Origin of the sequence: Novosphingobium sediminicola (assembly GCF_014196525.1) — a bacterium.
GTDB classification, from domain to species: domain Bacteria; phylum Pseudomonadota; class Alphaproteobacteria; order Sphingomonadales; family Sphingomonadaceae; genus Novosphingobium; species Novosphingobium sediminicola.
This window is the reverse complement of record NZ_JACIDX010000004.1, coordinates 55,368-80,803: the sequence shown is the minus strand read 5'-3', so window position 1 is coordinate 80,803 and position 25,436 is coordinate 55,368. Positions and strand designations below refer to the sequence as shown.

Annotated in this window: 18 protein-coding genes; 12 read left to right on the top strand and 6 right to left on the bottom strand. The window is 63.2% G+C overall.

Translation table 11 applies throughout. The features are described 5' to 3' along the window. Positions 1-325 precede the first annotated feature (325 nt). Together GGR38_RS06280 and gltX are read left to right on the top strand one after the other, a co-directional pair. Positions 326-1,987 carry an NAD+ synthase gene (locus GGR38_RS06280; protein WP_183623760.1) on the top strand — a complete coding sequence of 554 codons (1,662 nt, stop codon included), beginning with the start codon at positions 326-328 and terminating at the stop codon, positions 1,985-1,987. Positions 1,988-2,094: 107 nt separating this feature from the next. Continuing rightward, a complete protein-coding gene (gltX, locus tag GGR38_RS06275; protein WP_183623757.1) occupies positions 2,095-3,423 on the top strand; it encodes a glutamate--tRNA ligase in 1,329 nt (442 codons plus the stop codon). Positions 3,424-3,593: 170 nt separating this feature from the next. Here the strand turns inward: gltX and GGR38_RS06270 are convergent, their stop codons facing one another. After that, positions 3,594-6,347: a [protein-PII] uridylyltransferase gene (locus GGR38_RS06270; protein WP_183623755.1), complete on the bottom strand. Its 2,754-nt coding sequence runs from the start codon at positions 6,345-6,347 to the stop codon at positions 3,594-3,596. Between the two features lie 199 nt (positions 6,348-6,546). Between GGR38_RS06270 and lgt the strand changes: the two genes are divergently transcribed. The 3 genes from lgt to GGR38_RS06255 all read left to right on the top strand — a co-directional run bounded on the left by lgt (position 6,547) and on the right by GGR38_RS06255 (position 9,325). Beyond that, a complete protein-coding gene (lgt, locus tag GGR38_RS06265) occupies positions 6,547-7,467 on the top strand; it encodes a prolipoprotein diacylglyceryl transferase (RefSeq protein ID WP_183623753.1) in 921 nt (306 codons plus the stop codon). Further along, positions 7,460-8,521 (top strand): class I SAM-dependent methyltransferase, encoded by a 1,062-nt coding sequence (locus GGR38_RS06260; protein WP_183623751.1) that lies wholly within the window; start codon positions 7,460-7,462, stop codon positions 8,519-8,521. Before lgt ends, GGR38_RS06260 begins: the two co-directional genes overlap by 8 nt. A 108-nt stretch (positions 8,522-8,629) precedes the next feature. After that, positions 8,630-9,325, top strand: a complete 696-nt coding sequence (locus GGR38_RS06255; RefSeq protein ID WP_183623749.1) for a hypothetical protein — start codon at positions 8,630-8,632, stop codon at positions 9,323-9,325. A 254-nt stretch (positions 9,326-9,579) separates the two neighbouring features. Here GGR38_RS06255 and GGR38_RS06250 read toward each other — a convergent pair whose 3' ends face one another. Continuing rightward, complete coding sequence (locus GGR38_RS06250; protein ID WP_183624085.1) at positions 9,580-9,849, bottom strand: hypothetical protein; 270 nt, start codon at positions 9,847-9,849, stop codon at positions 9,580-9,582. Positions 9,850-9,892: 43 nt separating this feature from the next. After that, the gene (gene gyrB / locus GGR38_RS06245; RefSeq protein ID WP_246404302.1) at positions 9,893-12,415 is read right to left on the bottom strand and encodes a DNA topoisomerase (ATP-hydrolyzing) subunit B; all 2,523 of its coding nucleotides are present in this window, start codon (positions 12,413-12,415) and stop codon (positions 9,893-9,895) included. 167 nt (positions 12,416-12,582) lie between these two features. Between gyrB and GGR38_RS06240 the strand changes: the two genes are divergently transcribed. From GGR38_RS06240 to GGR38_RS06225, 4 genes are all read left to right on the top strand, one after another. Continuing rightward, a complete protein-coding gene (locus tag GGR38_RS06240; RefSeq protein ID WP_183623746.1) occupies positions 12,583-14,022 on the top strand; it encodes a M20/M25/M40 family metallo-hydrolase in 1,440 nt (479 codons plus the stop codon). A 180-nt stretch (positions 14,023-14,202) separates the two neighbouring features. After that, positions 14,203-16,323 carry a TonB-dependent receptor gene (locus GGR38_RS06235; RefSeq protein WP_183623744.1) on the top strand — a complete coding sequence of 707 codons (2,121 nt, stop codon included), beginning with the start codon at positions 14,203-14,205 and terminating at the stop codon, positions 16,321-16,323. Positions 16,324-16,760: 437 nt separating this feature from the next. Further along, complete coding sequence (gene guaA, locus GGR38_RS06230) at positions 16,761-18,320, top strand: glutamine-hydrolyzing GMP synthase (protein WP_183623742.1); 1,560 nt, start codon at positions 16,761-16,763, stop codon at positions 18,318-18,320. Next, the gene (locus tag GGR38_RS06225; protein ID WP_183623740.1) at positions 18,317-18,460 is read left to right on the top strand and encodes a hypothetical protein; all 144 of its coding nucleotides are present in this window, start codon (positions 18,317-18,319) and stop codon (positions 18,458-18,460) included. Before guaA ends, GGR38_RS06225 begins: the two co-directional genes overlap by 4 nt. 2 nt (positions 18,461-18,462) lie before the next feature. Here GGR38_RS06225 and GGR38_RS06220 read toward each other — a convergent pair whose 3' ends face one another. The 3 genes from GGR38_RS06220 to GGR38_RS06210 all read right to left on the bottom strand — a co-directional run bounded on the left by GGR38_RS06220 (position 18,463) and on the right by GGR38_RS06210 (position 20,725). After that, on the bottom strand, positions 18,463-18,918 hold the full coding sequence (locus GGR38_RS06220) for a hypothetical protein (protein WP_246404281.1): 456 nt from the start codon (positions 18,916-18,918) through the stop codon (positions 18,463-18,465). An 81-nt stretch (positions 18,919-18,999) separates the two neighbouring features. Then, entirely contained in the window at positions 19,000-20,427 is a 1,428-nt protein-coding gene (gene tldD, locus GGR38_RS06215; RefSeq protein WP_183623738.1) for a metalloprotease TldD, read from the bottom strand. Between the two features lie 94 nt (positions 20,428-20,521). After that, positions 20,522-20,725 (bottom strand): zinc-finger domain-containing protein, encoded by a 204-nt coding sequence (locus tag GGR38_RS06210; protein ID WP_168603085.1) that lies wholly within the window; start codon positions 20,723-20,725, stop codon positions 20,522-20,524. 314 nt (positions 20,726-21,039) lie between these two features. Here GGR38_RS06210 and GGR38_RS06205 point away from each other — a divergent pair, with 314 nt between their 5' ends. The 3 genes from GGR38_RS06205 to nadB all read left to right on the top strand — a co-directional run bounded on the left by GGR38_RS06205 (position 21,040) and on the right by nadB (position 25,424). Next, a complete protein-coding gene (locus tag GGR38_RS06205; protein WP_183623736.1) occupies positions 21,040-22,293 on the top strand; it encodes a glycosyltransferase in 1,254 nt (417 codons plus the stop codon). Between the two features lie 41 nt (positions 22,294-22,334). Then, positions 22,335-23,285: an ABC transporter ATP-binding protein gene (locus GGR38_RS06200; protein ID WP_183623734.1), complete on the top strand. Its 951-nt coding sequence runs from the start codon at positions 22,335-22,337 to the stop codon at positions 23,283-23,285. 564 nt (positions 23,286-23,849) lie between these two features. Further along, a complete protein-coding gene (nadB, locus tag GGR38_RS06195; protein WP_183623732.1) occupies positions 23,850-25,424 on the top strand; it encodes an L-aspartate oxidase in 1,575 nt (524 codons plus the stop codon). Positions 25,425-25,436 lie beyond the last annotated feature (12 nt).

Sequence of the window (25,436 nt, the reverse complement as noted above, 5' to 3'; positions counted from 1 at the left end):
GGTTTTTTGTTATTTGAGGGAGGGAGTTAAGGTGCCTCCGGCGGGCAAAGGGCGAGGGCCCTTTGCAATCCCGATAATGGGGTGGGGCGGCGAGGGTTGTGTGTTGGGGTATGATTTGTAAAGCCTGCGGCGCGGCGGGCTCAGGCTTAAAAGCGCCGCAGGCTTTATCATCAAAACACCACAATCACACGCAAGGCAGCCTTTCACGCGCCACGCCGACAGTATCGGGATTGTTAAGGGCCCCCGCCCTTAACCCGCCGGAGGCATGAAACAAAACCCTCTTGCACCCTTCCCATTCGCACAAACCCCTCCTAAACCTGCGGCCATGCCCGATACGTTGAAAATCACCCTCGCCCAGTTGAACCAGTCCGTTGGCGATTTGGCCGGCAATGCCGCAGGCATGTTGGCCGCTCGCGACCGTGCGAAAGAGGCGGGGGCGGATCTGATCGCTTTCCCGGAATTGCAGTTGGTTGGCTATCCGCCCGAGGATCTGGTGCTCAAACCCAGTCTGGTCGAACGCGCGGCGGCGGAATTGCAGAAGATGGCCGAGACCACGGCGGCGGGCGGTCCGGCAATGCTGGTAGGCAGCGTGTTTGTGGCCGATGGGGCGCTGCATAATGGCGTGGCCTTGCTGGATCAGGGCAAGGTGGCGGCGATCCGCTTTAAGCATGAGCTGCCCAATTACGGCACGTTTGACGAGATGCGCCTGTTTCAGCCCGGTCCTTTGCCGGAACCGATCATCTTTCGCGGCACCATGATCGGTGTGCCGATCTGCGAGGACATCTGGCACCCCAATGTCTGCCGCCATCTGGCCGATTTCGGGGCCGAGATTTTCCTGTGCCCCAATGGCAGCCCGTATGAGATCGACAAGGACACGCTGCGCATCGACGGCGTGGCCAAGCGTCGCGCCTCGGCGGCGGGGGTGCCGCTGGCCTATCTGAACCGCGTGGGCGGGCAGGATGAGCTGGTGTTCGACGGGGCCAGTTTCGTGGTCAATGGCGATGGCAGCCTTGCGGTGCAGATGAAGGACTGGGAGGAGCAGGAGGTTCTGACCCGCTGGACCAAGACCGCCAAGGGCTGGCGCTGCGACCGGGGCGAGATCGAGCCGCAGGCAGAGCATCCCGAAGATGTCTATTGCGCGATGGTGCTGGCGCTGCGCGATTATGTGAACCGCAACAAGTTTCCCGGCGTGGTGTTGGGCCTGTCGGGCGGGATCGATTCGGCGCTGTGTGCGGCGATTGCGGTCGATGCTTTGGGCGCGGACCGTGTGTGGTGCGTGATGCTGCCCAGCCGCTATACCAGCACCGAGAGCCTGATCGACGCGACCGAATGCGCGCATATGCTGGGCGTGAAATATGACACCGTGCCGATCGTCCCGGCGGTGAAAGCCTTTGACGAGATGCTCTCCAGCCCCTTTGCCGGCCGCGCGCCCGATCTGGCCGAGGAGAATATCCAGAGCCGTATCCGGGGCGTGACGCTGATGGCGCTGTCGAACAAATTCGGGCCGATGCTGTTGACCACGGGCAACAAGAGCGAGATGAGCGTGGGTTACGCCACGATCTATGGTGACATGAATGGAGGCTATAACCCACTGAAAGACGTCTATAAAATGACGGTCTTTGCCCTGTCGAAATGGCGCAACTGGAACAAGCCGCGCATCGGCCTTGGCCCCGATGGGCCGGTGATGCCCGAAAATATCATCTCCAAGCCACCCAGCGCAGAGCTGCGCCCGGACCAGAAGGATTCCGATTCCCTGCCGCCTTATGACGTGCTGGACGCCATCCTCCTGGGGTTGGTCGAGCATGAAAAGTCGGTCGAGCAACTGGTGAGCGAAGGCTTTGACCGCGCCACCGTCAGCCGGATCGAGCGCTTGCTCCACCTGGCCGAATATAAAAGGCGGCAGGCGCCTCCGGGGGTCAAGCTGGGGTCGCGCAATTTCGGGCGGGATCGGCGCTATCCGATTACGCAGGCGTTTCGGACGGCTTGATTGCGTTAGAGGGTAAGGTGCCTCCGGCGGGCAAAGGGCGGGGGCCCTTTGCCCGCCGGAGGCATCTCTCTCTTTCCTCCCCTCCCTATCCCGATTATAGCTCCCCCATGACCACCGTAACCCGCTTCGCCCCCAGCCCTACGGGGATGCTCCACATCGGCAATATCCGCACCGCGCTGCACAACTGGATGCTGGCGCAAAGGAGCGGGGGCAAGTTCCTGCTGCGCATCGATGATACCGATGCCGCGCGCAGCCGGGAGGACTATGTTGATGGCATAAGGGCCGATCTTGCGTGGCTGGGGCTGAACTACGAGGGCGAGGAGCGGCAGTCGGCGCGCTTTGCCCTGTATGAGCGCGAATTTACCAAGCTGGTCGAGGGCGGCCGTGTCTATCGCTGCTATGAGACGGCTCAGGAACTGGATCTCAAGCGCAAGGTGTTGCTCAGCCGGGGCCTGCCACCGATTTATGATCGCGGCGCGTTGGCGCTGACCGAGGCGGATCATGAGGCCAAGGCGGCCGCAGGCGAGGCGCCCCACTGGCGTTTCCTGCTGAACCGGGATGAGCCGATCACGTGGGACGACGGCGTGCGCGGCGCGCAGCATTTCGACCCGGCCACCATGTCCGATCCGGTCATCCGCCGCGCCGATGGGTCTTGGCTCTATATGCTGCCCAGCGTCATCGACGATATCGACATGGGCGTGACGCAGATCCTGCGCGGCGAGGACCATGTCTCGAACACTGCAACGCAGGTGCAGATGTTTACCGCCCTTGGCGCGCCTGTGCCCGCTTTTGCCCATAGCGCGCTGCTGACCGGGACCGAGGGCAAGCTCTCGAAGCGCTTGGGTTCGTTGGGCGTGGCCGAATTGCGCGAACAGGGCATCGAGCCCGAAGCGATTATCAGCCTGCTGGCCCGCCTTGGCACCAGCGATCCGGTCGATGCCGCGCTCTCGGTCGAGCAGCTTTGCGAGGCGTTTGACCTCTCGCGCTTTGGCCGTGCACCCGCCCGCTTTGACGAGGCCGAACTGGCGCGGCTCAATGCCCAGATCATCCACCGTATGCCCTATTCCCGCGTGGCCGATCGCCTGCCCGAGGGCGTGGGCGAGGAAGCATGGGAGGCCATCCGCCCCAACCTCAACACCGTGGCCGAGGCGGCGGATTGGTGGGCCGTGGTCAAGGGGCCGATCAACGCTCCGGCGCAGGATGAGGAAGCCCGCGCGTTCCTGTCTCAGGCCGCCGATATTGCCGCCACGCTCGATTGGGACGAGGGGCCGTGGGCCGCGCTGACCGGGGCGTTGAAGGAAGCCACCGGGCGTAAGGGCAAGGCGCTGTTCCTGCCGCTGCGTCTGGCCATCACCGGCATGGAGCATGGGCCGGATATGGGCGCTCTCCTGCCGCTGATCGGGCGGGATGAGGTTGTGGCGCGGTTGAAGGGGTAAGGGTTTTTGCCTCCGGCGCGGCGAACTCACGTCAAAAAGCGCCGCAGGATTTCAAATTCTAACATCCCGTCCGACACCCAAGGTCGAACCCCAAGCGCAATCTCGACAATACCGGGATTGTTAAGGGCCCCCGCCCTTAACCCGCCGGAGGCATCACCTTAGGCGCAACCTTAAGCCACCACCTCCGCCACCTCTTCGCTGGCCGCCTCCAACAAGCGTTTTTCGACTGTCTTCTGCCGCCCGCCGCCATCGACTTTTCCGCCGAACAGGTCGGTGACATAGAACGTGTCGACGGCGCGCTCGCCATAGGTGGCGATATGGGCGGAATGGACGATCAGGCGCGATTCGAACAGCGCGCGCGCCAATCGGTTGAGCAGCGCGGGCCGGTCGCGGGCCGAGACTTCGACCACGGTGAAGCGGTTGGAGGCGTCATTGTCGAATTCGACGCGCGGGCGCACTTCGAACGCTTCCTGACGCGGGCGGGGCAGGGGCCGGGCGACGAGTTGGGGCAGCAGCTTGACCCGGTTGGCCAGCGCATCGCCGATGGCTTTTTGCAGGCGCTCCAATTGCGACTGTTCGGAAAAGGGCCGCCCCAGCGGGTCCTGCACGAGGAAATTGTCCACCGCCGTACCGCTGCGTGTGGTGTGGATGCGCGCGTCGATGATGTTGCCGCCGGCCAGGTGGATGCCGCCCGCGATGCGATAGAACAGGCCGGGGTGGTCCGAGGCGATGACCATGACCAACGTGGCACCGCGCGTTTCGTCATAGCTGGTGGTGATCGACAAAGGCGCACCCTTGGCCTCATGCAATTGCACGAGGTTGCGCGCGATCACATCGTCGGGTTCGGCAATCCAGTAGGCGTCGGTGAACTGCTTGCCATAGCGCGCGACCAGCGAGCCTTGCGCGCCCATGCGTTCGGTCACGACCTTTTGCTTGGCCGCGATGCGTTCGGCGCGGTGGCGCTCGACATGGCCCAGACGCAGCCGTTCCTCGGCGCTGGAGAACAGTTCGGTCAGCAACTGGCGCTTCCACCCGTTCCACACGCCCGGACCCACCGCGCGAATGTCTACAATGGTCAGCAGCGTCAATTGCCGCAGCCGTTCGAGCGATTGCACCACGGCGACGAAATCGCTGATCGTTTTCCAGTCGGCCAGATCGCGCTTCATCGCGGTGGCGCTCATCAGCAGATGCTGGCGCACCAGCCAGCTCACCAGTTCGGTCTCCTCGCTGGTCATGCCCAGACGCGGGCACAGGCGCAGCGCGATTTCCGCGCCCAGCACCGAATGGTCGCCCCCGCGCCCCTTGGCGATGTCATGCATCAGCACGCTGGCATAAAGCGCGCGGCGGTGATGCAGCTTGCCGATGATCGCGGTGGCCAGCGGGTGATCCTCGGCCAGTTCGCCCTTCTCGATCCGGGCCAGCAGGCCGATCGCGCGGATCGTATGTTCGTCCACCGTATAGTGGTGATACATATCGAACTGCATCTGGGCATTCACCCGGCCGAAATCGGGGATGAAGCGGCCAAACACGCCCGCCTCGTTCAGCCAGCGCAGCACCGTTTCAGGATCATGGCGGCTGGTCAGCAACTCCATGAACAGCTCATTGGCGCGCGGGTTCTTGCGGACCTCGGCGTCGATCAGTTTGGCGTCGCGCGCGATGTGGCGCATGGTTTCGGGGTGGATCTCGAAACTTTCGGCATCCGCAATCGTGAAGATTTCGAGCAACCGCACCGGGTCAGCCTCGAACCAGTCATCCGATGGCGCGGCGATGCGGCCATGGGAAACCTTGTATCCCTTGATCGTGCGGGCGCGCCCGCGCAGCGAGGCGAGGAAGCCCTTGCGCTTCTTCTTCTCGGTCTGCTCCTCCAATTGCGCCAGAAACACGCCGGTCAGGCTGCCGACCTGTTTGGCCTGAAGGAAGAAATATTGCATGAAACGCTCGACCGCACTTTTGCCCGGCCGGTCGGCAAAGGCCATGCGCTGGGCCACCTGCCGTTGCAGATCAAAGGTCAGCCGGTCCTCGGCGCGGTTGGTGATCGTGTGCAGATGGCAGCGTACCGCCCAGAAAAAGCTCTCGGCGCGGCGGAAGGCGCGATATTCGTCCTGAGTGAGCAGGCCCACATCGACCAGTTCGGCCGGGCTGCGCACCTTGTGCAGATATTTGCCGATCCAGTAGAGCGTGTGCAGATCCCGCAATCCGCCCTTGCCTTCCTTCACATTGGGTTCGACCACATAGCGGCTGTCGCCCAGCCTCTTGTGTCGCTCGTTGCGCTCGGCCAGTTTTTCGGTGACGAAATTGCGCTCGCTGCCCTCGACCACCTCGGCGAAAAACCGGCGGCGCGATTCGTCGAACAGCGCCTGATCGCCCCAGACATAGCGCCCTTCGAGCAGCGCGGTGCAGATCGTGATGTCCGATTTGGCCATGCGGACCGTGTCATCAAGGCTGCGGCTCGAATGGCCGACTTTCAGTCCCAGATCCCACAGGAAATAGAGCATGGCCTCGATCACCTGCTCGCACCAGTGGGTCTGCTTGGAGGGCGTGATGAAGGCCACATCGACATCGGAATGAGGCGCCATCTCGCCCCGGCCATAGCCGCCCACGGCCATGATCGTCAGCCGTTCGCCCGTGGTGCGGTTGACCGAAGGATAGACGTCGGAAATCACATGATCGTGGATCACGCGCAGCAACTGGTCGGTCAGGAAAGCCTGCGCCTCGGCACAATCATGGCCCGCGCCGGGGCGTTCCATCAGGCGGCGGTTGATCTCCTCGCGCCCATCGGCCAGCGCCTTGCGCAGCAGATCGACGATGGGCTGGCGCGCGGTACTGGCCTTGTTGCCCGCCGCATCCATCGCATCGGCAATGGCGATGGTCAAAGCGCGGCGGTCGATGACCGCGCGTTGGTTGGGGATGCGAATGGCGTTCATCGGCGGCTTTCAACAGGAGGCTTGCAGGCCAAGTCTAAACATCTCTACTTAAGCGACACTTATCACTCTACCCCGTTGGACCATGGCCGCGCCAGAGGTTTGACGCAGAAAAAGGTGACTTCTGTCATCGCCTTGTTGTATCGCGCGGCTCATTAGGAAAAAATGGGCTTTTTGCCCCAGCCACGGACCTTAGTTCTCCATGTTGAACGACCTTGCGCATGTCTCGCTGCCTCTCGTCGATATTCTGTCGGCCGGGGCAAGCGCGGTGAAACAGCCGATCTTCTGGGCCGATCTGGGGCTGAAAAAGGGCATCAGCCTGGGCTTCTTCACCCTGCGCTTCTATTCGCTGGCCTATCTGGCGGGCATCGTGTTCGGCTATTGGCACATGACGCGGATGATCCGCCAACCGGGCAGCCCGCTGGCCCAGCGCCATGTCGATGACCTGTTCTTCTGGTGCACGCTGGGGATCATTCTGGGCGGGCGTGTGGGCTATGCCACCTTCTATGACCACACGCTCTATACCGAGCCTTTGAAGATGCTGCGCCTGTGGGAGGGCGGCATGAGTTTTCATGGCGGGCTGATCGGCGTGCTGGTGGCGGTCTGGGGCGTGTGCCGGGCGGGCGGTCTGTCCTTTATCCGGGTCATGGATTATGTCGCGCCCTGCGCGCCGGTGGGGCTGTTTTTTGGGCGCATCGCCAATTTTATCAATGGCGAGCTGTGGGGCCGGGTGGCAGGACCCGATGTGCCCTGGGCGATGGTCTTTCCCGACGAGGCGGCCGGCAATTTCGCGCGCCATCCCAGCCAGCTTTACGAGGCTGGCCTTGAGGGGCTGACGCTGGGGGCGGTGCTGTTTGCGCTGTTCTGGCTGACGCGGGCGCGCTGGCGGCCGGGGATGCTGATGGGCACTTTCTCGCTGGGCTATGGTCTGGCCCGTTTCATCGTCGAATTCTTTCGCGAGCCGGATCAGCAATTGCAGGAATTTGCCGCCCGCACGCATATGTCGATGGGGCAATGGCTGACCGTGCCGATGATCCTTTTGGGCCTGTTCCTGATCGTGCGGGCGCTGACGCGGCCGATGTTGGGGGCGCGGGTGCCGGTGCGGTCGGGCGCCGATGGCTGATCTGTCGGACAGCCTACGCCGCCTGATTGCGATGCAGGGGCCGATCCCGCTCGCGCTCTATATGGCGCAGGCCAATGCCCATTATTATTCCACGCGCGATCCGTTGGGCGCGGGGGGCGATTTCATCACCGCGCCCGAAATCAGCCAGATGTTTGGCGAGATGGTGGGCGTGTGGATGGCCGATGTGTGGCGGCGGGCCGAATCGCCCGCGCGCGTGATTTATGCCGAGCCGGGGCCGGGGCGCGGCACGCTGGCGCGCGACGCCTTGCGTGTGGCGGCGCGTTTTGGCCTGATGCCCGAGGTGCATTTCATCGAAGGCTCGCCCGAATTGCGCCGCGCGCAGGCCGCCGCTTTCCCGCAGGCGGTGTGGCATGAGGATCTTTCGACCCTGCCCGAGGATGCGCCGATCCTGCTGGTGGCCAATGAATTTCTCGATGCGCTGCCGGTGCGTCAACTGGTGAAAACCCCGCAGGGCTGGCGCGAGCGGATGGTGGGGCTGGATGGGGATCGCTTTGTGCCGGTGTCGGGCGGATTGCCGATGGACAGTGCGGTGCCGCAGGCATGGCGTGAGGCCGAGACGGGCGCGATTGTTGAAACCAGCCCAGCCACCAGCGCGGTGATGGGCGAAATCGGCGCAAGGCTGGCCGCGCAAGGCGGCGCGGCGTTGATTATCGACTATGGTTATGCGCCAAGGCAGATGGGATCGACCTTTCAGGCCTTGCGCGCCCATGCCCATGTCGATCCGTTCGAGGCGCCGGGCGAGGCGGATCTGACCTGTCTGGTAGATTTCGTCACGGCGGCGCAGGTGGCGCAGGCCCAAGGCGCGCGCGTGATGGGCCTTGCCGGGCAGGGCGGATGGCTGATGGCGCTGGGCATGGCCGAGCGGGCCGCTGCGCTGGCCAAGGCTGCACCCGATGAGACGCAGGCCGTCGAGGCAGCCTATCACCGCCTCACCGCGCCTGATCAGATGGGCGTGTTGTTCAAGGTGCTGGGGCTGGCGGGGCGTGAATGGCCCGATGGAGCAGGATTTGCGCCTGCTGCAGCGGTTTCGTAAATCTGCGATACAGCTTTCCCTGCGCATAGACTTCCGCGCTTACCGACCGAATCCTGCTCTGAAAGTCCCGCCATCTCTGCCCAGCCTTCCTTTGCCCAGCAATCGCGGTTGCGCAGCCGCGCGACAGCCATCGGCTTGTCGCTGGCGATCATGGCGTTGTTCATCGCGGCTTTGCTCAGCCTCGGGCTGGCCGGGGCGAACAAGCAGCCGGGCGAGCCGCGTCTGGTGTCCATCCAGATGGACGATGGCAAGCAGCAGGCGCAGGCCAAGGCGCAGCAGCAGGTGTCATCGCCCAAGGTCGCCAAATTGGCCGAGCCTCCCAAGACCCCGGTGCCCAGTCCGCCGCAGCCCGAACCCACCACGCCCCCGCCGCCCAACTATATCAAGCTGAGCCACGAGGATTTCATGGCCTCGGATATTGGCGCCATCGGTCGCCGCACCGAAGCTGTCGCCGCCGCCAATGCCGCCGCTGCGCGCGCCGCCGCTACCGGGCCGGGCGAAGGGCCCAAGGGCGTCCACCTCTATGCTGCCCAATGGTATCGTGAGCCCAACGACGCCGAATTGCGGCCCTTCCTGGCCGGGGCCAACGCGCCGCCCGGATCATGGGCGACCATCGCCTGTCAGACCATCGACCATTTCCATGTCGAGAATTGCCAAGAGCTGGATGAATATCCGCTTGGCTCGGGCCTTGCGCGCGGCCTGCGTCGCGCCTCGTGGCAGTTCCTCGTCTGGCCGCCGCGCATCGACGGCAAGCCGCAGATCGGGACCTGGGTGCGGATCAGGTTTGATTTTACCAAGGGGTGATTTTTGGGGAGGTTTTATGCCTCCGGCGGGCAAAGGGCGGGGGCCCTTTGCAATCCCGTTATGGGGCTGCGCTTAGTTGGCGAGGGCGCATCGGTATTTATAAAGCCTGCGGTGCAGTTTTGCGCTGATCGGCGCCGCAGGCTTTTAAATCTTAAACCTGGCGTCTGACACCCAAATAGCGCAACAATGACAGTAATAGGATTGCAAAGGGTCGAGACCCTTTGCCCGCCGGAGGCAAAACCCCCGCAAATCCCTTAATGCGTCTCCCGCTTCAACCTCTCAGCCAAAGCTTCCAGCTCAACCGGCTCCAGCAGCCATGTCCGCGTGATCCGCCCGGCGCGATGCACAGGGGCGGTCAGCAGCAGGCGGGCGTTTTCGCGCGCATGGGGTTTGTAGAGCGTGAAATGGGTCACGCATTCGCGCACATGGGCGATCACCGGCACGCGGCCTTCGAGGTCGATCATCGTCGCGGGCTGGTCCCACGGGATGTTGTCGACGGTCGCACGGTTGCTTTCGCTGGGCATATAGGCCTCCGCGTGGGTGAAGTCGCGCTTGGGGGTTTCTTCGTCAGACATCGAGATTGGCCACGTTGAGAGCATTTTCCTGAATGAATTCGCGGCGCGGCTCGACGATATCGCCCATCAGGCGGGTGAAGATCTCGTCGGTCACGTCGGCGTCTTCGACCTTGACCTGAAGCAGGGCGCGGTTGTTCGGGTCGAGCGTGGTTTCCCAGAGCTGTTCCGCGTTCATCTCGCCAAGGCCTTTGTAGCGCTGGATCGAGAGACCCTTGCGCCCGGTGGCCAGCACCGCTTCGAGCAATTGCGACGGGCGGGTGATCGAGCCGTCCAGATCGACCGGGCGGGCGGCGACGGGGGCGTCCTCGCCTTCGGTTTCCTCCATCACCGGTTCGGGTTCGGCCGCTGCCGCGCTCGACCGACTGAATTTGGCGGGGGTTGCGTAAACCTCGGCCTGTTCACCCGCCAGACGCGCCAGCTTGCGCGCCTCGGCGCTGATCAGGAAGGCGGCCTCGATCTTGTGATAGTCGGTCACCCCGCGCCAGTGGCGGCGGAATTCGACATGGCCCGCCTCGGTCAGCACCGCTTCCCACTTGGCCTCGCGGTCGGCGCGGCCCAGCCATGCGGCGGCCTTGTCGAGTGCGACCTTGCGATCCTCGGCATTCAGCCCATGTTCGAGGGAGCCGGCCAGCGCCATCGCCTCGATCACGGCGGGGTTATAGCGGCGGGGCACAAAGGCCATCAGGTTGCGCAGGCGCAGCGCATGTTCGACCAGATCCTCCAGATCGCGGCCCGAGCGCGCGCCCGTGCCGGTTTCCAGCATCCGCCCCGACAGGCCCGCTTCGACCAGATAGCGGTCGAGCGCGGCATTGTCCTTGAGGTAAACCTCGGACCGGCCCTTGGCGACCTTGTACAAAGGCGGCTGGGCGATGAACAAATGCCCTGCGCGGATGATGTCGGGCATCTGGCGGTGGAAGAACGTCAGCAGCAGGGTGCGGATGTGCGCGCCGTCGACGTCGGCGTCGGTCATGATGACGATCTTGTGATAGCGCAGCTTGTCCAGCGTAAACTCGTCACGGATGCCGGTGCCCATCGCCTGAATGAGAGTGCCGACTTCCTTCGACGAAATGATCCGGTCAAAGCGCGCACGCTCGACGTTCAGGATCTTGCCCTTGAGCGGCAGGATCGCCTGATAATGGCGGTCGCGGCCCTGCTTGGCCGATCCGCCTGCCGAGTCACCTTCGACCAGGAAGAGTTCGCACTTGGACGGATCGCGTTCCTGGCAGTCGGCCAGCTTGCCCGGCAGCGAGGCGATGTCCATCACCCCCTTGCGGCGGGTCAGTTCGCGGGCGCGCTTGGCGGCCTCACGCGCGGCGGCTGCATCAATCACCTTCTGGATGATCGACTTGGCGTGGGCGGGGTTTTCCTCCAGCCACTGCGTCATCTTGTCAGCCATCAGCGCTTCCAACGGCTGACGCACTTCGGAGGAGACCAGCTTGTCCTTGGTCTGCGACGAGAATTTGGGATCAGGCAGCTTGACCGAAACGATGGCGGTCAGGCCCTCGCGCATGTCTTCGCCGGAAAGGGAAACCTTTTCCTTCTTCAACATGCCCGAACGCTCGGCATAATTGTTGAGCGTGCGCGTCAGCGCGGCGCGGAAGGCGGCAAGGTGCGTGCCGCCGTCGCGCTGGGGAATGTTATTGGTGAAGCACAGGACGTTTTCGTAATAGGAATCGTTCCATTGCAACGCCACGTCGATGCCGATTCCGTCCTTGTCCGCCGTGATGGCGATAGGTTCGGGGATCAGCGCCTGCTTGTTGCGATCAAGATAGCGCACGAAAGCGGCGATACCGCCCTCGTAATAAAGGTCATGCTCCTTGACCTCCTCGCCGCGCAGGTCGCGCAGCAGAATGCGCACGCCAGAGTTCAGGAACGCCAGTTCGCGGTAGCGATGCTCCAGCTTGTCGAAATCATAGACGGTGACATTCTTGAACGTCTCGTCGCTGGCCAAAAAGGTTACGCGGGTGCCGTTCTTCTTCTGCCCCTTGCGCGTGCCGCTTTCATAGATCGGCGCGTCGCCTTTGACGATCAGCGGGTTTTCAGCGTCGCCATGACGGAAACGCATCCAATGCTCCAGCCCTTCGCGCCAGATGGTCAGTTCGAGCCATTCCGAAAGCGCGTTGACCACCGAAACGCCCACGCCATGCAGACCGCCCGAGACCTTATAGGCATTGTCGTCGCTGGTGTTCTCGAATTTGCCGCCCGCGTGCAGCTGGGTCATGATGACCTCGGCCGCCGAGACGCCTTCTTCGGGGTGCAGGCCGGTGGGGATGCCGCGCCCATTGTCCTCGACCGAGACCGAACCGTCCGGGTTGATCTCGATCAGCACCAGATCGCAATGCCCGGCCAGCGCCTCGTCGATGGCATTGTCCGACACTTCGAACACCATGTGGTGCAGGCCGCTGCCGTCGTCGGTATCGCCGATATACATGCCGGGCCGCTTGCGCACCGCATCCAGCCCCTTGAGGACCTTGATCGAGTCTGCGCCATAGGCGTTGGTGTTGGGCTGACCCATGCTGGACTGACTGGTGCCTGACTGGCCGGTGTTCGGATTTTCGGTGCTCATGAGAAGCCTATAGGCATTTTGGCGCAGGACCGAAAGGCGCTTTCACCCCTTCCTTCCACAGAGTTTTCCTGCTGAATTGCCGCGAAACTCGCGAATGGGCGAAGCAGGAGGCATCCATGAAGCATGGTGGGCAGTTGTTGGCCGGGGCTGCGGCTCTGGCAGGGGTTATGGTGGGGGGCGTTGCTGCGGCTCAGGACGCGCCTTTGCGCCCCGATCAGGCGGCCTTCCGCGCGCTCTATAAGGAGCTGGTGGAAACCGACAGTTCGATCACCACCGGCTCCTGCACGCTGCTGGCCGACAAGGTGGAAAAGCATCTGCGCGCCGCCGGTTATGGCGATGCTGACATCACCCGCTTTGCCGTGCCCGATCATCCCAAGGAGGGCGGTCTGGTGGTGATCCTGCCGGGCACGTCCAAGACCTTGAAGCCGATCCTGCTGCTCGGCCATCTCGATGTGGTGGTGGCTAAGCGCGAGGACTGGACCCGCAATCCTTATGAATTCGTCGAGGAGGGCGGCTATTTCTATGGTCGCGGCGCCTCGGACATGAAGGCGATGGACGCCATCTGGATCGACATGATGGCGCGGATGAAGAAGGAAGGCGTCAAGAACAAGCGCACGCTCAAACTGGCGCTGACCTGCGGCGAGGAGACGAGCTGGGCCTTCAATGGCGCGCAATATCTGGCCAATAATAAGCGTGATCTGATCGATGCGGAATTTGCGCTGAATGAAGGCGGGGGCGGGCGCACCAGCGGATCGGGCGGCAAGGTCATCGTGCAGAACATGCATGTGGGCGAAAAGACTGTCGTGAACTATCGCATCGAGGCGACCAATCCGGGCGGCCATTCCTCGATCCCGATCCCCGACAATGCGATCTATGAATTGTCGGACGCGCTGGTCAAATTGCGCGCCTTCGACTTCCCGCTGATGCTCAATGACACGACCAAGGCGTTCTTCGCCAAGGCCGGCCCCGCGCGCGGCGGCGATATGGGCAAGGCGATGGTGACCATCGCCACCGCCCCCATCGGCAGTCCGGAATCCAAGGCTGCCGAGGCGCTGCTCAACACGGACCGTTCCTATCACTCGATGCTGCGCACCACTTGCGTTGCTACGCTGCTCGATGGCGGCCATGCCAATAATGCGCTGCCCCAGCGGGCCGGGGCCAATGTCAATTGCCGTATCTTCCCCGGCGTGCCTGCCGAAGACGTGCGCGCGACGCTGGCCAAGGTGATCGCCGATCCGAAGATGACCGTGAAGCAGGTCGATGATCGCGGCCCGCTGGCCAAATCGCCGCCGCTTACGCCCTTTATCGTGGGGCCTGCGGAGCGGCTGGTGGCCAAATATTACCCCGGCGTGCCGCTGGTGCCGGTAATGTCGACCGGGGCCACGGATGGCATCTATCTGGAGGCGGTGGGGATTCCCTCTTACGGTCCTCCGGGCCTTTATGGCGATCCCGATGGCAGCGGGGCGCATGGGCTCAACGAACGCGCGATTGTTAAGGCGGTCTATACGGGGCGCGAATTCCTCAACGAACTGGTGACGGAATACGCCAACAAGTGATGCGCAGGATCGGGGGTGGGCCGAATTCCGCCCCCGATCCTCGATTGGCCGCAGGATGGCGGCTAATGGGCAGATTTTACGATATGTAATATTGTATCATTTTCTGGGGGCTGTTAGGAAGGCGGGCATGAGGGCGCGGCAAAGCTGCGCTGCAACAAGAACAAGGGTCTGGCTTTCCCCATGAAATTCACGCGCAACACCCCCGCCTGCGCAATTGCGGCCATCGCCGCCGGTCTGGCATTTCCCGCCCTTGCCGCGGATGACAGCGCCGCCGATGCGGCACAGGATGCGATTCATTCCGCGCCTCCCGCCGAAATCGTCGTCTCGGGCGTGCTGCCCCGTAACCAGCAGGACGTGCTCTCGGGCGTCGCCGTGCTGAAGGGCGCGCATCTCGATCAGGCCCTGCGCTCCTCTATCGGCGAAACGCTGGCCCATACGCCGGGCGTGACGGCCACCTCTTTCGGCCCCACCGCCTCGCGCCCCGTTCTGCGCGGGATGCAGGGCGAGCGGGTGCGCGTGCTGGTCGATGGCATCGGCTCGATCGACGTGTCGAACACCAGCGCCGACCATGCGCCCGCGGTTAACCCCCTGCTGGCCGAACGGATCGAGGTGCTGCGCGGGCCTCAGGCTTTGCTCTATGGTTCGGCGGCGGTGGGCGGCGTGGTCAATGTGATCGACCGCCGCATTCCCACCGAAGTGCCCAAGGAGCCGATTCATATCGGGGCGCTCGCCTCCTATGGCTCGGCGGCCAATGAGCGTTCGCTGGCGGGCACAGTGGATGTGCCGCTGGGCGGGGGCTGGGTGGCCCATGCCGACGGCAGCCGGGCGGTGTCGGATGACATGAAAATCGGCGGCTATGTGCTGACCCCGGCGCTGCGGGCGCAGGCCTTGGCCACGGCGGCCAGCGGCACGGGCAATCCCGATATTGATTACGCCGCCAATGCCAATGCCAAGGGCCGCCTGGCCAATACGGCGGCGAAGAGCTGGGACGCGGGCGCGGGTCTGGCCTATATCGGCGCGCAGGGCAGCATCGGCGTCGCCTATAGCCACAAGGACAGCCTCTATGGCGTCCCCAGCCGATTGGCCACCGCAGCCGATCAGGATCAGGAAAGTCCGCGCATCAAGCTGCAACAGGACCGTTGGGACGCGCGCGCGGAAATTCGCCCCGTCGGCGGACCTATCGACAAGATCGCTGCGCGCTTTGGCTATGCCGCCTATCAGCATGCTGAACTCGACCCGAGCGGGGCGGTCGGCACGCGATTTTTCAACCACGGGATCGAGGGCCGCCTTGAAGTGACCCAGACCAAGCTGGGTGGCTGGCAGGGGGCGAGCGGGGTGCAATTCGTCAACCGCGATTTCAACGTGATCGGCGATGAAGCCTTTTTGCCGCGCAACAGCACCCAGCAACTGGGGCTCTTCACGCTGCAAAGCTATGATGCGGGCGCGGTGAAATTCGAGGCGGGCGGGCGCTATGAGCATTCCAAGCTCTCCGCGATGCCCTTGCCCGATCAGACGCAGTTCTGGGGCGGCCAGCGCAGTTTCGACACGTTCTCCTTCTCGGGCGGGGCGACATGGCGGGTCAATCCGGCCTGGACGCTGGGCCTGTCGGGATCGCGCACCGAGCGCGCGCCCTCGGCCGAGGAAATGTTCGCCAATGGGCCGCATGCAGGCACGCAGGCGTTTGAAATCGGCGATGTGAACCTGAAAACCGAGCGTTCGACCAGCGTCGAGGCGATCCTGCGCGGCGGCGGCAAGGGCTATTCGATCGAGGCCTCGGTCTATCATAGCTGGTTCGGCAATTTCATCTATGAAGACCCGACCGGGGCCGTCGAGGATGGCCTGCCCGTCTATCAGATGCGTCAGGCCCCGGCGCGCTATTACGGTTTCGAATTGCAGGGCGCGGTCACGCTGGCGGAAATCGGCGCGTGGCGTTTGCAGGCCGATGCGATGGGCGATGCGGTCAAGGCGACGATTTCGGGCGTGGGCCCGGCCCCGCGCATTCCCCCCTTGCGCGTGCTGGGCGGCGTAACGCTGAGCGATCCGCGCTGGGATCTGCGCGGCGAGGTCGAGCATGTGACCGCGCAAAACCGCATTGCCGCGCAGGAAACCCCAACGGCCGCCTATACGCTGGTCAATGTCGAGTTCGGCTATAAGCCGGGCGGCAAGGACGGGCGGCTGTCCTTCACGCTGGGCGCGCGCAATCTGTTCAACGTGGATGCGCGCCGCGCGGCCAGTTTCCTGAAAGATTATGCGCCGCTGGCCGGGCGTGACATTCGCCTGTCGGTGCGCCTGACGGTGTGATTGTTGCGTTGCGGCGGATTTCTATGCTGCAAATGCGAAGGGCTGCCTCACCGAAGTGGGGCAGCCCTTTGATGCTTCATTGGGTGAGAGGACCATTGAAGCTATAGTTTTGTGCCGGCGATCAGGCCAGAACAGCGGCGAAAAACAGGCCGCTGACGCTGATAGCTGCGGCAAAAGCCACGATATTGCGCGACATGGGATTACTCCTGGTTTGTTGTTATGGCGGCGTCTGCTTACGCTGTTTGGCGTAGTGACTGCCGTCTGTGAGGTGGCATATACGACCAAAGTTTTATTTTGCACGTGCGAAGAGGGCGCGCGCGATTGCGTTTTTTGCAATCCTGTTCGCGTAAAGCTGAATCCCTCCACCTTGCGCTTTTCTGCCGCCCTGTGCCCGGCCCCATCTGGACATTTGCCCCCGTAAACCTTAGGGGCCTGCCATGACTGTCCAGCCCTCCGACTCCATCCTCATCGTCGATTTCGGCAGCCAGGTGACCCAGCTGATCGCGCGCCGCGTGCGCGAGGCGGGCGTCTATTCCGAAATCGCCCCCTTCACCATGGCCGAGGCCGCCTTTGAGCGGATGCAGCCCAAAGGCATCATCCTGTCGGGTTCGCCCGCCAGCGTGCTTGACGCCAATGGCCCGCGCATCCCGCAGGTGCTGCTCGACAGCGGCTTGCCGATCCTCGGCATCTGCTATGGCCAGCAAAGCCTGATGCATCAGTTGGGCGGCGAAGTGACCGGCGGCGATGCCGGCGAATTTGGTCGCGCCTTCATCGACATCAACGACACTTGCGCATTGTTCAACGGCCTGTGGTCGATTGGCGAAAAGCATCAGGTGTGGATGAGCCATGGCGACAAGGTGACCAGCCTTGCCCCCGGCTTCCGCCCGGTTGCCTCGTCGGCGGGCGCGCCCTTTGCGGTCATCGCCAATGATGAAAAGCGCATCTATGCGATGCAGTTCCACCCCGAAGTGGTCCACACGCCCGATGGCGGCAAGCTGCTGAAGAATTTCGTGCGTCATGTCTGCGGTCTGACCGGCGACTGGACGATGGCCGAATTTCGCAAGACCAAGATCGCCGAAATCCGCGAACAGGTCGGCAGCGGCAAGGTGATCTGCGGCCTGTCGGGCGGCGTCGATTCGGCGGTGGCGGCGGTGCTGATCCACGAAGCGATCGGCGAGCAGCTCACCTGCGTTTATGTCGACCACGGGTTGATGCGTATGGGCGAGAGCGAGCAGGTGGTCAGCCTGTTCCGCGGCCATTTCAACATTCCGTTGGTCCATGTCGATGCCTCGACCCTGTTCATGAAGGGTCTGGAAGGGGTTTCCGACCCCGAGGCCAAGCGCAAGTTCATCGGCAAGACCTTCATCGACGTGTTCGAGGACGAGGCCAAGAAGATCGGCGGCGCCGACTTCCTTGCTCAGGGCACGCTCTATCCTGACGTGATCGAATCGGTCAGCTTTACTGGCGGGCCGAGCGTCACGATCAAGAGCCACCACAATGTCGGCGGCCTGCCCGAGCGCATGAACATGAAGCTGGTCGAGCCGCTGCGCGAACTCTTCAAGGACGAAGTGCGCGATCTGGGCCGCGAACTGGGCCTGCCCGACATTTTCGTGGGCCGCCATCCGTTCCCCGGACCCGGCCTTGCCATCCGCATCCCCGGCGAGGTCAGCCGCGAACGCGCCGACATCCTGCGCAAGGCCGATGCGGTCTATCTTGAGGAAATCCGCAACGCGGGTCTCTATGACGCCATCTGGCAGGCTTTTGCCGTGCTGCTGCCGGTCAAGACCGTGGGCGTGATGGGCGACGGGCGCACCTATGACCATGTCTGCGCGCTGCGCGCCGTGACCAGCACTGATGGCATGACCGCCGACATCTATCCCTTCGACGCGGCCTTCCTGTCGCGCGTGGCGACCCGTATCATCAACGAGGTCAAGGGCATCAACCGCGTGGTCTATGACTACACGTCGAAGCCGCCCGGCACGATTGAGTGGGAATGATCGGTCCCGAACCGACACCGAAAAACAAATCAGCCAGCGGGGGCATCCCTCGCTGGCTGATTTATATGTTCGCGGGCAAAATGGCGCTGGCCATCGCCATCGTCGCGGGCGTCATCTGGTGGGCGCATCGCGCGCCCTGATTTCAGCCTGCGGGATGGGCGGGTGCGGCCGGTGCCGGTGCCACCTTGGGCTTGGTATAGGGCACGAATTCGCCAAGGCCCACCGAACCGCGCCACCACATGCCGGCGCCGCCGCCGCGCGTGGCTAGTTGCACGATATCGACGCTGCACAATTGCGATCCCCAGGTCTTGGTGATCAGCACATCGTCATCGTCCAGCGATTGCGGATAGGGTGGGCGGTTCACATAGATCGTGCCGCCCATGTCATAGACGATGGCGGTTTTGTCGATGATCGTGGTCGAGCGGATCTCGGTCAGGTTGATGCAATTGACGGGCTTGCCCGGCACGCGATCCTTGATGATCTTGGCCAGTTCCTGTTCGGGCGTCAGGCGCTCGCGCGCGTTAACCGTCGGGGCGGCCAGAGCGGCCAATGCGCCGCCAGCCAGAGCGGCGATGCGAAGCATGGAAAGAACAGACATTTTGCCTTCTCCTTAGGCCTGAAGCGCCCCCTTCAGACTTGCCATTCTACGCCCTGTCGGCGCGGGCGTCCATGATTCGGGTCAACCCGTGCCGCCCACGGTCAGCCCCTCGACCAGCAGGGTGGGCTGGCCCACGCCTGCGGGAACGGACTGGCCGCCCTTGCCGCAAATGCCCACGCCTTCGTCCAGCGCAAGGTCATTGCCGATGCCGGTCACGCGGGTCAGCACGGAGGGGCCATCGCCGATCAGCGTCGCGCCCTTGATCGGCGCGCCCAGCTTGCCATTCTCGATGCGATAGGCCTCGGTGCAGGAAAAGACGAATTTGCCGCTGGTGATGTCCACCTGCCCGCCGCCAAAGCTCTTGGCGAAGATGCCGTTTTTGACGCGGCTCAGCAATTCGGCGGGATCGTCATTCCCGGCCCGCATAAAGGTGTTGGTCATGCGCGGCATGGGCGCATGGGCGTAATTTTCGCGCCGCCCGTTGCCGGTGGGGGCCACGCCCATCAGGCGGGCGTTGAGGCGATCCTGAAGATAGCCCTTGAGAATGCCGTCCTCGATCAGCACATTTTCCTGGGTCGGCGTGCCTTCGTCATCCACCGTCAGCGAACCACGGCGACCGGCGATGCTGCCATCGTCCACCACGGTCACGCCGGGCGCGGCCACCCGCTCGCCCAGACGGCCCGAGAAAGCGCTGGTGCCCTTGCGGTTGAAATCGCCCTCAAGCCCGTGGCCCACCGCCTCATGCAGCAGCACGCCCGGCCAGCCCGGTGCCAGCAGCACGGTCATTTCGCCCGCAGGCGCGGCCACCGATTCCAGATTGACCAGTGCCTGCGCCAGCGCCGCGTCAATGGCGCGGTTCCACGTTTCGGGCTTCATCAGATCGTCATAGAGATAGCGCCCGCCGATCCCGAAGCTGCCCGTTTCGCGCCGCCCGTTCTGTTCCGCCACGATCGAGACGTTCAAACGCACCAGCGGGCGAATGTCGGTCACCGCATCGGCATCGGCGCGCAGGATTTCCACCACCGACCATGAACCCGAAATCGAGGCCGAGACCTGAGCCACGCGCGGATCGCGGGCGCGGGCGGCCGCGTCGATCTGTTCGAGCAGCGCAACCTTGGCGGCAAATTCCACCCCGTCGAGCGGTGAGGCATCGGTGTAAAGGTGGCGATTGGTGCGCACCGGCGGCGCGGATCGCTGGCCGCTGGCCGGATCGAGCAGGGTCAGCGTTTCGCCCGCGCGCGCAATGGCTGCGGCGGAAATCTCGTTGGCATGGGCAAAGCCGGTCATCTCGCCCGAGACGCCGCGCAGGCCAAAGCCCGCCTCGCGGCTGTAATCGCAGGTTTTCAGCCGCCCGTCGTCGAAACCAAAGGCTTCTGACGCGATGAATTGCAGGTAAAGCTCGCCATCGTCGCATTGGGCCAATGTGCGGCCCACCAGGGCGCGGGCCTCATCGGGTTCAAGCTGGCCGGGGCGATAGAGCAGCGAGCGGGGATCGGCAGAAAAGGTCATGCCGTTGATATAGACCGATGCCGCCGCCGCGCAATGGCACAGCGACGGTTATCTCACCAAGGGCGCGGCACTTGTCACGCCGATGCCGGTCGCATCAATGGTGCGCGTGCGCCTGATCCAGCACAAAGCGCTTGTCGCAATAGGGGCAGTCCACGAAGCCACGCTCGTCGATTTCGAGATAGACGCGCGGGTGACCCAGCGCCGAGGGCTTGAACGTGCCATCGGTGCGGATCGCTTCGGCGCCATCGCAATGAACGCGGGTGGTGTGAACGGTGACGGTTTCGGGCTGGTCGCTCATGGGTCAAGGCCACTAGCAGGAGTTTCGCGCGATTTCCAGAGCCCGCGGGCGTGTTTGTTGACACGGAAAACAGCCCGCGCGATTTACCCCGACATCAGCCGGCCCGGCTCCTTAAGACAATTTGTTACTTGGCTTTGCGTGATTTATCTCCTTTGCCAAACTGCATGAACCCCGTTAAGGGTGGGCGCACGGGGCCGAATTTTGCGTAAGTAAGCGTGCGAGGCCGATGCTGGGGTCATTCCTCGCCGCTGATGGGTTGCCTGTCTGTGTCTTTCGGCACGGAAGGGCGGCCGCATAGGTGAGGTCGAATAAGCATGCGTCATGCCCATCGAGAAATGTTGATTTGTGACCTTACCCAGTCTTATGCACCCGTCGGCGGCGGCGGGGTCAGCACCTATCTACGTGAAAAGCGACGTTATATTCTGGAGCAGACCGGCCACCGGCTGATCCAGATCGTGCCCGGCCCGGAGGATCGCGTGGTCGAATCCGGGCGCCATATCTGGGTTGAGGTCGGCGCCGAACAGGTGCGCGGCAGCCCCAATTACCGCTTCATCCTGCGCACCGGCGCGGTGCGCGAAGTGCTTGAACATTTCCGGCCCGATGTGATCGAATCGCTTTGTCCGTGGGTTTTGCCATGGACGGCGATCAACTATCGCCGTGCCCATCCTGAAACCGCGTTGGTTGCCGGCTATCACACCGATTTTCCCAATGTGCATATTCACCGCGTGGGCGAGCAGCTCTTTGGCCGCCGCATGGCCGATGGCCTGCGTTCGATCGGCGTGGCCTATGCGCAAAAGACCTATGGCGCGTTCGACCGGCTCTATGCGCTCAACGATCCGGTGCGCGATCAGCTGGCGCAATGGGGCATCGGCCATGTCGATGTGCTCTCGCTGGGCGTGGATACTGATCAGTTCAGCCCGGCGCGGCGCGATCCCCATTTCCGCGAAAAGCTGGGTCTGGCGGGCCATGGACCGCTGCTGATCTATGCCGGGCGCATCGACAATGAGAAGCGCGCGCATCGGCTGGTGGAAATGTTCCGCCGCCTGCCGCCCGAAATGGGCGCGGCGATGGTCATGCTGGGCGACGGCAAATTGCGGGATCGGCTGATTCGCGAGACGCGCGGGCTGGCTGTGGCGCTGCCCGGCTTTGTCGATGATCGGGATGCACTGGCGGTCGCGCTGGCGTCTTCGGACATTTATGTTTCGGCCATGGCGGATGAGACTTTCGGCATTTCGGTGATCGAGGCGCAGGCCAGCGGCTTGCCCGTTGTGGGCGTGGCCAGCGGGGCGATGCCCGCGCGCGTGCCGATGGGTCTGGGGCGGCTGGGGCCGGTGGATGATGCCGCCGCGATGGCCGATCATGTTCAGGCGCTGTGGCGCGGCGATTATCGCGCGATGGGGGCTGCTGCGCGCAACCATGTGGTGCAGCGGTTCAGTTGGAACAAGACCTTTGCCCAATTGGTGAACGAGGTCTATCCGGCGGCGATGATGCGCGCGCTGGAGCGGCGCTCGGCGGTCTATCGCTGGGCCGAACATCGGCTGCCCGAACTGGTGCGCTCTGTAGGTTAAGCGCTGTTGCGCGTATGGCGTCAGGGGGTTAAGCAGCGCGCATGAGCCAGTCTGACGCCCCCGCCATCTCGATCCGCAATCTTGTCAAACGCTATGCGCCCGCCGGTAACGGTGAGGGCAAGCTGGCGCTGAAAGGCGTTTCGCTCGATGTGCCGCAGGGGCAGATTTTTGGTCTGCTGGGCCCCAATGGCGCGGGCAAATCGACCATGATCAACATCATGGCGGGCATGGTGCGCAAGACCAGCGGCACCGTCTCGATCTGGGGCTTTGACATTGACCACGACCGGCGCAACGCCAGTCGCGCCATCGGCATCGTGCCGCAGGAAATCGTGTTCGACCCGTTCTTTACCCCCTATGAGGTGCTGGAGAACACTGCGGGCCTCTACGGCATTCCCAAGGCCGAGCGTCTGTCCGAACAATTGTTGGCCGATGTGCATCTGTCGGACAAGGCCAAGGCCTATGCCCGCACGCTGTCAGGCGGCATGAAGCGGCGCCTGCTGGTGGCCAAGGCGATGGTGCATCAGCCCCCGGTGCTGGTGCTGGACGAGCCGACGGCGGGCGTGGACGTGGAACTGCGCCGCCAGCTTTGGGAACTGGTCAAGCGGCTCAATGATGAAGGGGTGACGGTGGTGCTGACCACGCATTACCTGGAGGAAGCCGAGGAATTGTGCGACCGCATCGCCATCATCAACCATGGTGAGCTGATTGCAAACAAGCCGACCCGCGAACTGGTCGATATGGCGCGTGAAAAGATCGTTGTGCTTACGCTTGAAAAGCCGATCGATACGCTGCCCGGCCATCCTGCTTTTGTGAAATGCGCAGCGGTGGCCCCCGATATTATCGAAATCACCTATGACAAGGACAAGACCAACGCGGGCGAAATCCTTGGTGCGGTGCAGGCGCAGGGCATGGCCATTGTCGATGTCACCACGCGTGAGGCCGATCTGGAGGATGTCTTTGTCAGCCTGACCACTCAGGCCCAGACCACGTAAACTCAGATCATCTAGGCGATATGATTGCGGGGGCAGGCTGCTGCCCCCGGCGTCCTTAGATGTCCGATGATGTGGAAGAGGTCGTGCTTTCCATCTGATCCTGAACCCAGCGGCCTTTATCCATCCGGCGAATGGGCTTTTTGCAAAAGCGGCACGCGCCGACAAAATTAAGCCCGTCCCATTTGACCCTGCTTCGGCGCGGAGCATGGCGGTTGAACAGACACAAAGGCAAGTCGAGTTTCATTGTAACGACCCCATCCAGGCGCAGGTCAACGGCAGGCGAATTCGTAGGAAACGCCTGCTGACCTTGTCAGGTAAAATCATGTAATCTTCGATCCAATTACGTGCATATACCTAAATCTGACGGGGGAAAAGCAATTGCTTGACCCATTTTGCAAATACTTTCTCTTTTTTCTTATGCGTTTAACCATATCCGCCCCTCTTTGGCGAAAATGACGGTTTCGTTGCGTTGCCTGCTTTCCAAATCGGCCCTTTGGGCGCAAAGCGAGGCCGCGAATCGCGTGCCGCCTGCCCATGAGGCAGCGGCCCTGTTTGGAATGGCTTATGAATGCTGATGTGATCGTGATCGGTTCGGGCGCTGCCGGTTTGACCGCCGCCCTCTCTCTGGCTCAGCGGTTGAAGGTGCTGGTGCTGGCCAAGGGCACGCTGACGGGGGGATCAACCGCATGGGCGCAGGGCGGGATTGCCGCCGTGCTGGATGCGGGCGATACGTTTGAGGATCATATCCGCGACACGATGGTTGCGGGCGCGGGGCTGAACCGGCTCGATACGGTCGAATATGTGGTCGAACGTGCGCCGCTGGCGATTGGCCGACTGGCCGATCTGGGCGTGCCGTTCAACACCGAGGGCGATCATCTGCATCTGCATCGCGAGGGCGGCCATTCGCATCGCCGCATCGCCCATGTGGCCGACGCCACCGGCTGGGCGGTGCAGGAAGCGCTGATCCGCGCCGCAGAGGCCCATCCCAACATCACGCTGCTGCCCGGACAGAGCTGCATTGATCTCATCACCGGGCGGCATGAGATGCGCTATTCCGGTTCGGGCCGGGTGTGGGGCGTCTATGCGCTGGATGAGGCCAGCGGCAAGGTCGAGGCTCATGTCGGGCGCGCCACCATTCTGGCCACCGGGGGCGCAGGCCGCGTCTATCAGTTCTCCACCGCTCCGCGCGGGGCCACGGGCGACGGCATCGCCATGGCGTGGCGCGCGGGCGCGCGCGTTTCAAACATGGAGATGATGCAGTTTCACCCCACCTGCCTCTATAATCTGGAGGTCAAGAACTTCCTCATCACCGAGGCGGTGCGCGGCGAGGGCGGGCGTCTGATCAACCCGCGCACGGGCAAGCGCTTCATGCCCGATTATGATGAACGCCTCGAACTGGCCCCGCGCGATGTCGTGGCCCGCGCCATCGACAGCGAGATCAAGAAATACGGCCTCGATTTCGTCCATCTGGACATCAGCCACAAGCCCGCCGATTTTGTGCGCGAGCATTTCCCCAATATCCATGAAAAGCTGCTCTCGCTGGGCATCGATATGACGAAAGAGCCGATCCCGGTCGTTCCGGCCCAGCATTACACCTGCGGCGGGGTCGTTACCGATCTGGATGGGCATACCGATCTGCCCGGCCTCTATGCCGCCGGGGAATGTGCAGAGAGCGGCTTGCATGGGGCGAATCGTCTGGCGTCCAATTCCTTGCTGGAATGCCTGGTGTTCGGCGATGCTTCGGCCGCTGATATTCTGGCGCGCTGGGACGAATTCGATGCGCCCCCCGCGATCCGCGCGTGGGACGAGAGCCGGGTTTCGGATTCGGATGAAGAAGTCATCATCAAGCAGAACTGGACCGAGATCCGCCGCTTCATGTGGAATTACGTGGGCATCGTGCGCAGCACCAAACGGCTGGAGCGCGCGGCCCATCGCATCAAGTTGCTGTTTGACGAGGTGGATGACTATTACGGCCACTTCCGCGTGACCACCGATCTGATCGAATTGCGCAACCTGCTGCAGAGCGCGGATCTGATCGTGCGTTCAGCGCTCAAGCGGCACGAGAGCCGGGGCCTGCATTATACGCTGGATTACCCCAAGACGGTTGAGCCGCCGCTCGACACCGTGCTGGTGCCATAAAGGGAAACAGGC

Coding starts and splice junctions, on each gene's coding strand:
- GGR38_RS06220 (WP_246404281.1), bottom strand. CDS start 18,918: ATGTCTGTTCTTTCCATGCTTCGCATCGCCGCTCTGGCTGGCGGCGCA.
- GGR38_RS06280 (WP_183623760.1), top strand. CDS start 326: ATGCCCGATACGTTGAAAATCACCCTCGCCCAGTTGAACCAGTCCGTT.
- GGR38_RS06210 (WP_168603085.1), bottom strand. CDS start 20,725: ATGAGCGACCAGCCCGAAACCGTCACCGTTCACACCACCCGCGTTCAT.
- GGR38_RS06205 (WP_183623736.1), top strand. CDS start 21,040: ATGCGTCATGCCCATCGAGAAATGTTGATTTGTGACCTTACCCAGTCT.
- GGR38_RS06240 (WP_183623746.1), top strand. CDS start 12,583: ATGAAGCATGGTGGGCAGTTGTTGGCCGGGGCTGCGGCTCTGGCAGGG.
- nadB (WP_183623732.1), top strand. CDS start 23,850: ATGAATGCTGATGTGATCGTGATCGGTTCGGGCGCTGCCGGTTTGACC.
- GGR38_RS06225 (WP_183623740.1), top strand. CDS start 18,317: ATGATCGGTCCCGAACCGACACCGAAAAACAAATCAGCCAGCGGGGGC.
- guaA (WP_183623742.1), top strand. CDS start 16,761: ATGACTGTCCAGCCCTCCGACTCCATCCTCATCGTCGATTTCGGCAGC.
- GGR38_RS06260 (WP_183623751.1), top strand. CDS start 7,460: ATGGCTGATCTGTCGGACAGCCTACGCCGCCTGATTGCGATGCAGGGG.
- GGR38_RS06235 (WP_183623744.1), top strand. CDS start 14,203: ATGAAATTCACGCGCAACACCCCCGCCTGCGCAATTGCGGCCATCGCC.
- GGR38_RS06270 (WP_183623755.1), bottom strand. CDS start 6,347: ATGAACGCCATTCGCATCCCCAACCAACGCGCGGTCATCGACCGCCGC.
- tldD (WP_183623738.1), bottom strand. CDS start 20,427: ATGACCTTTTCTGCCGATCCCCGCTCGCTGCTCTATCGCCCCGGCCAG.
- GGR38_RS06200 (WP_183623734.1), top strand. CDS start 22,335: ATGAGCCAGTCTGACGCCCCCGCCATCTCGATCCGCAATCTTGTCAAA.
- gyrB (WP_246404302.1), bottom strand. CDS start 12,415: ATGGGTCAGCCCAACACCAACGCCTATGGCGCAGACTCGATCAAGGTC.
- gltX (WP_183623757.1), top strand. CDS start 2,095: ATGACCACCGTAACCCGCTTCGCCCCCAGCCCTACGGGGATGCTCCAC.
- lgt (WP_183623753.1), top strand. CDS start 6,547: ATGTTGAACGACCTTGCGCATGTCTCGCTGCCTCTCGTCGATATTCTG.
- GGR38_RS06250 (WP_183624085.1), bottom strand. CDS start 9,849: ATGCCCAGCGAAAGCAACCGTGCGACCGTCGACAACATCCCGTGGGAC.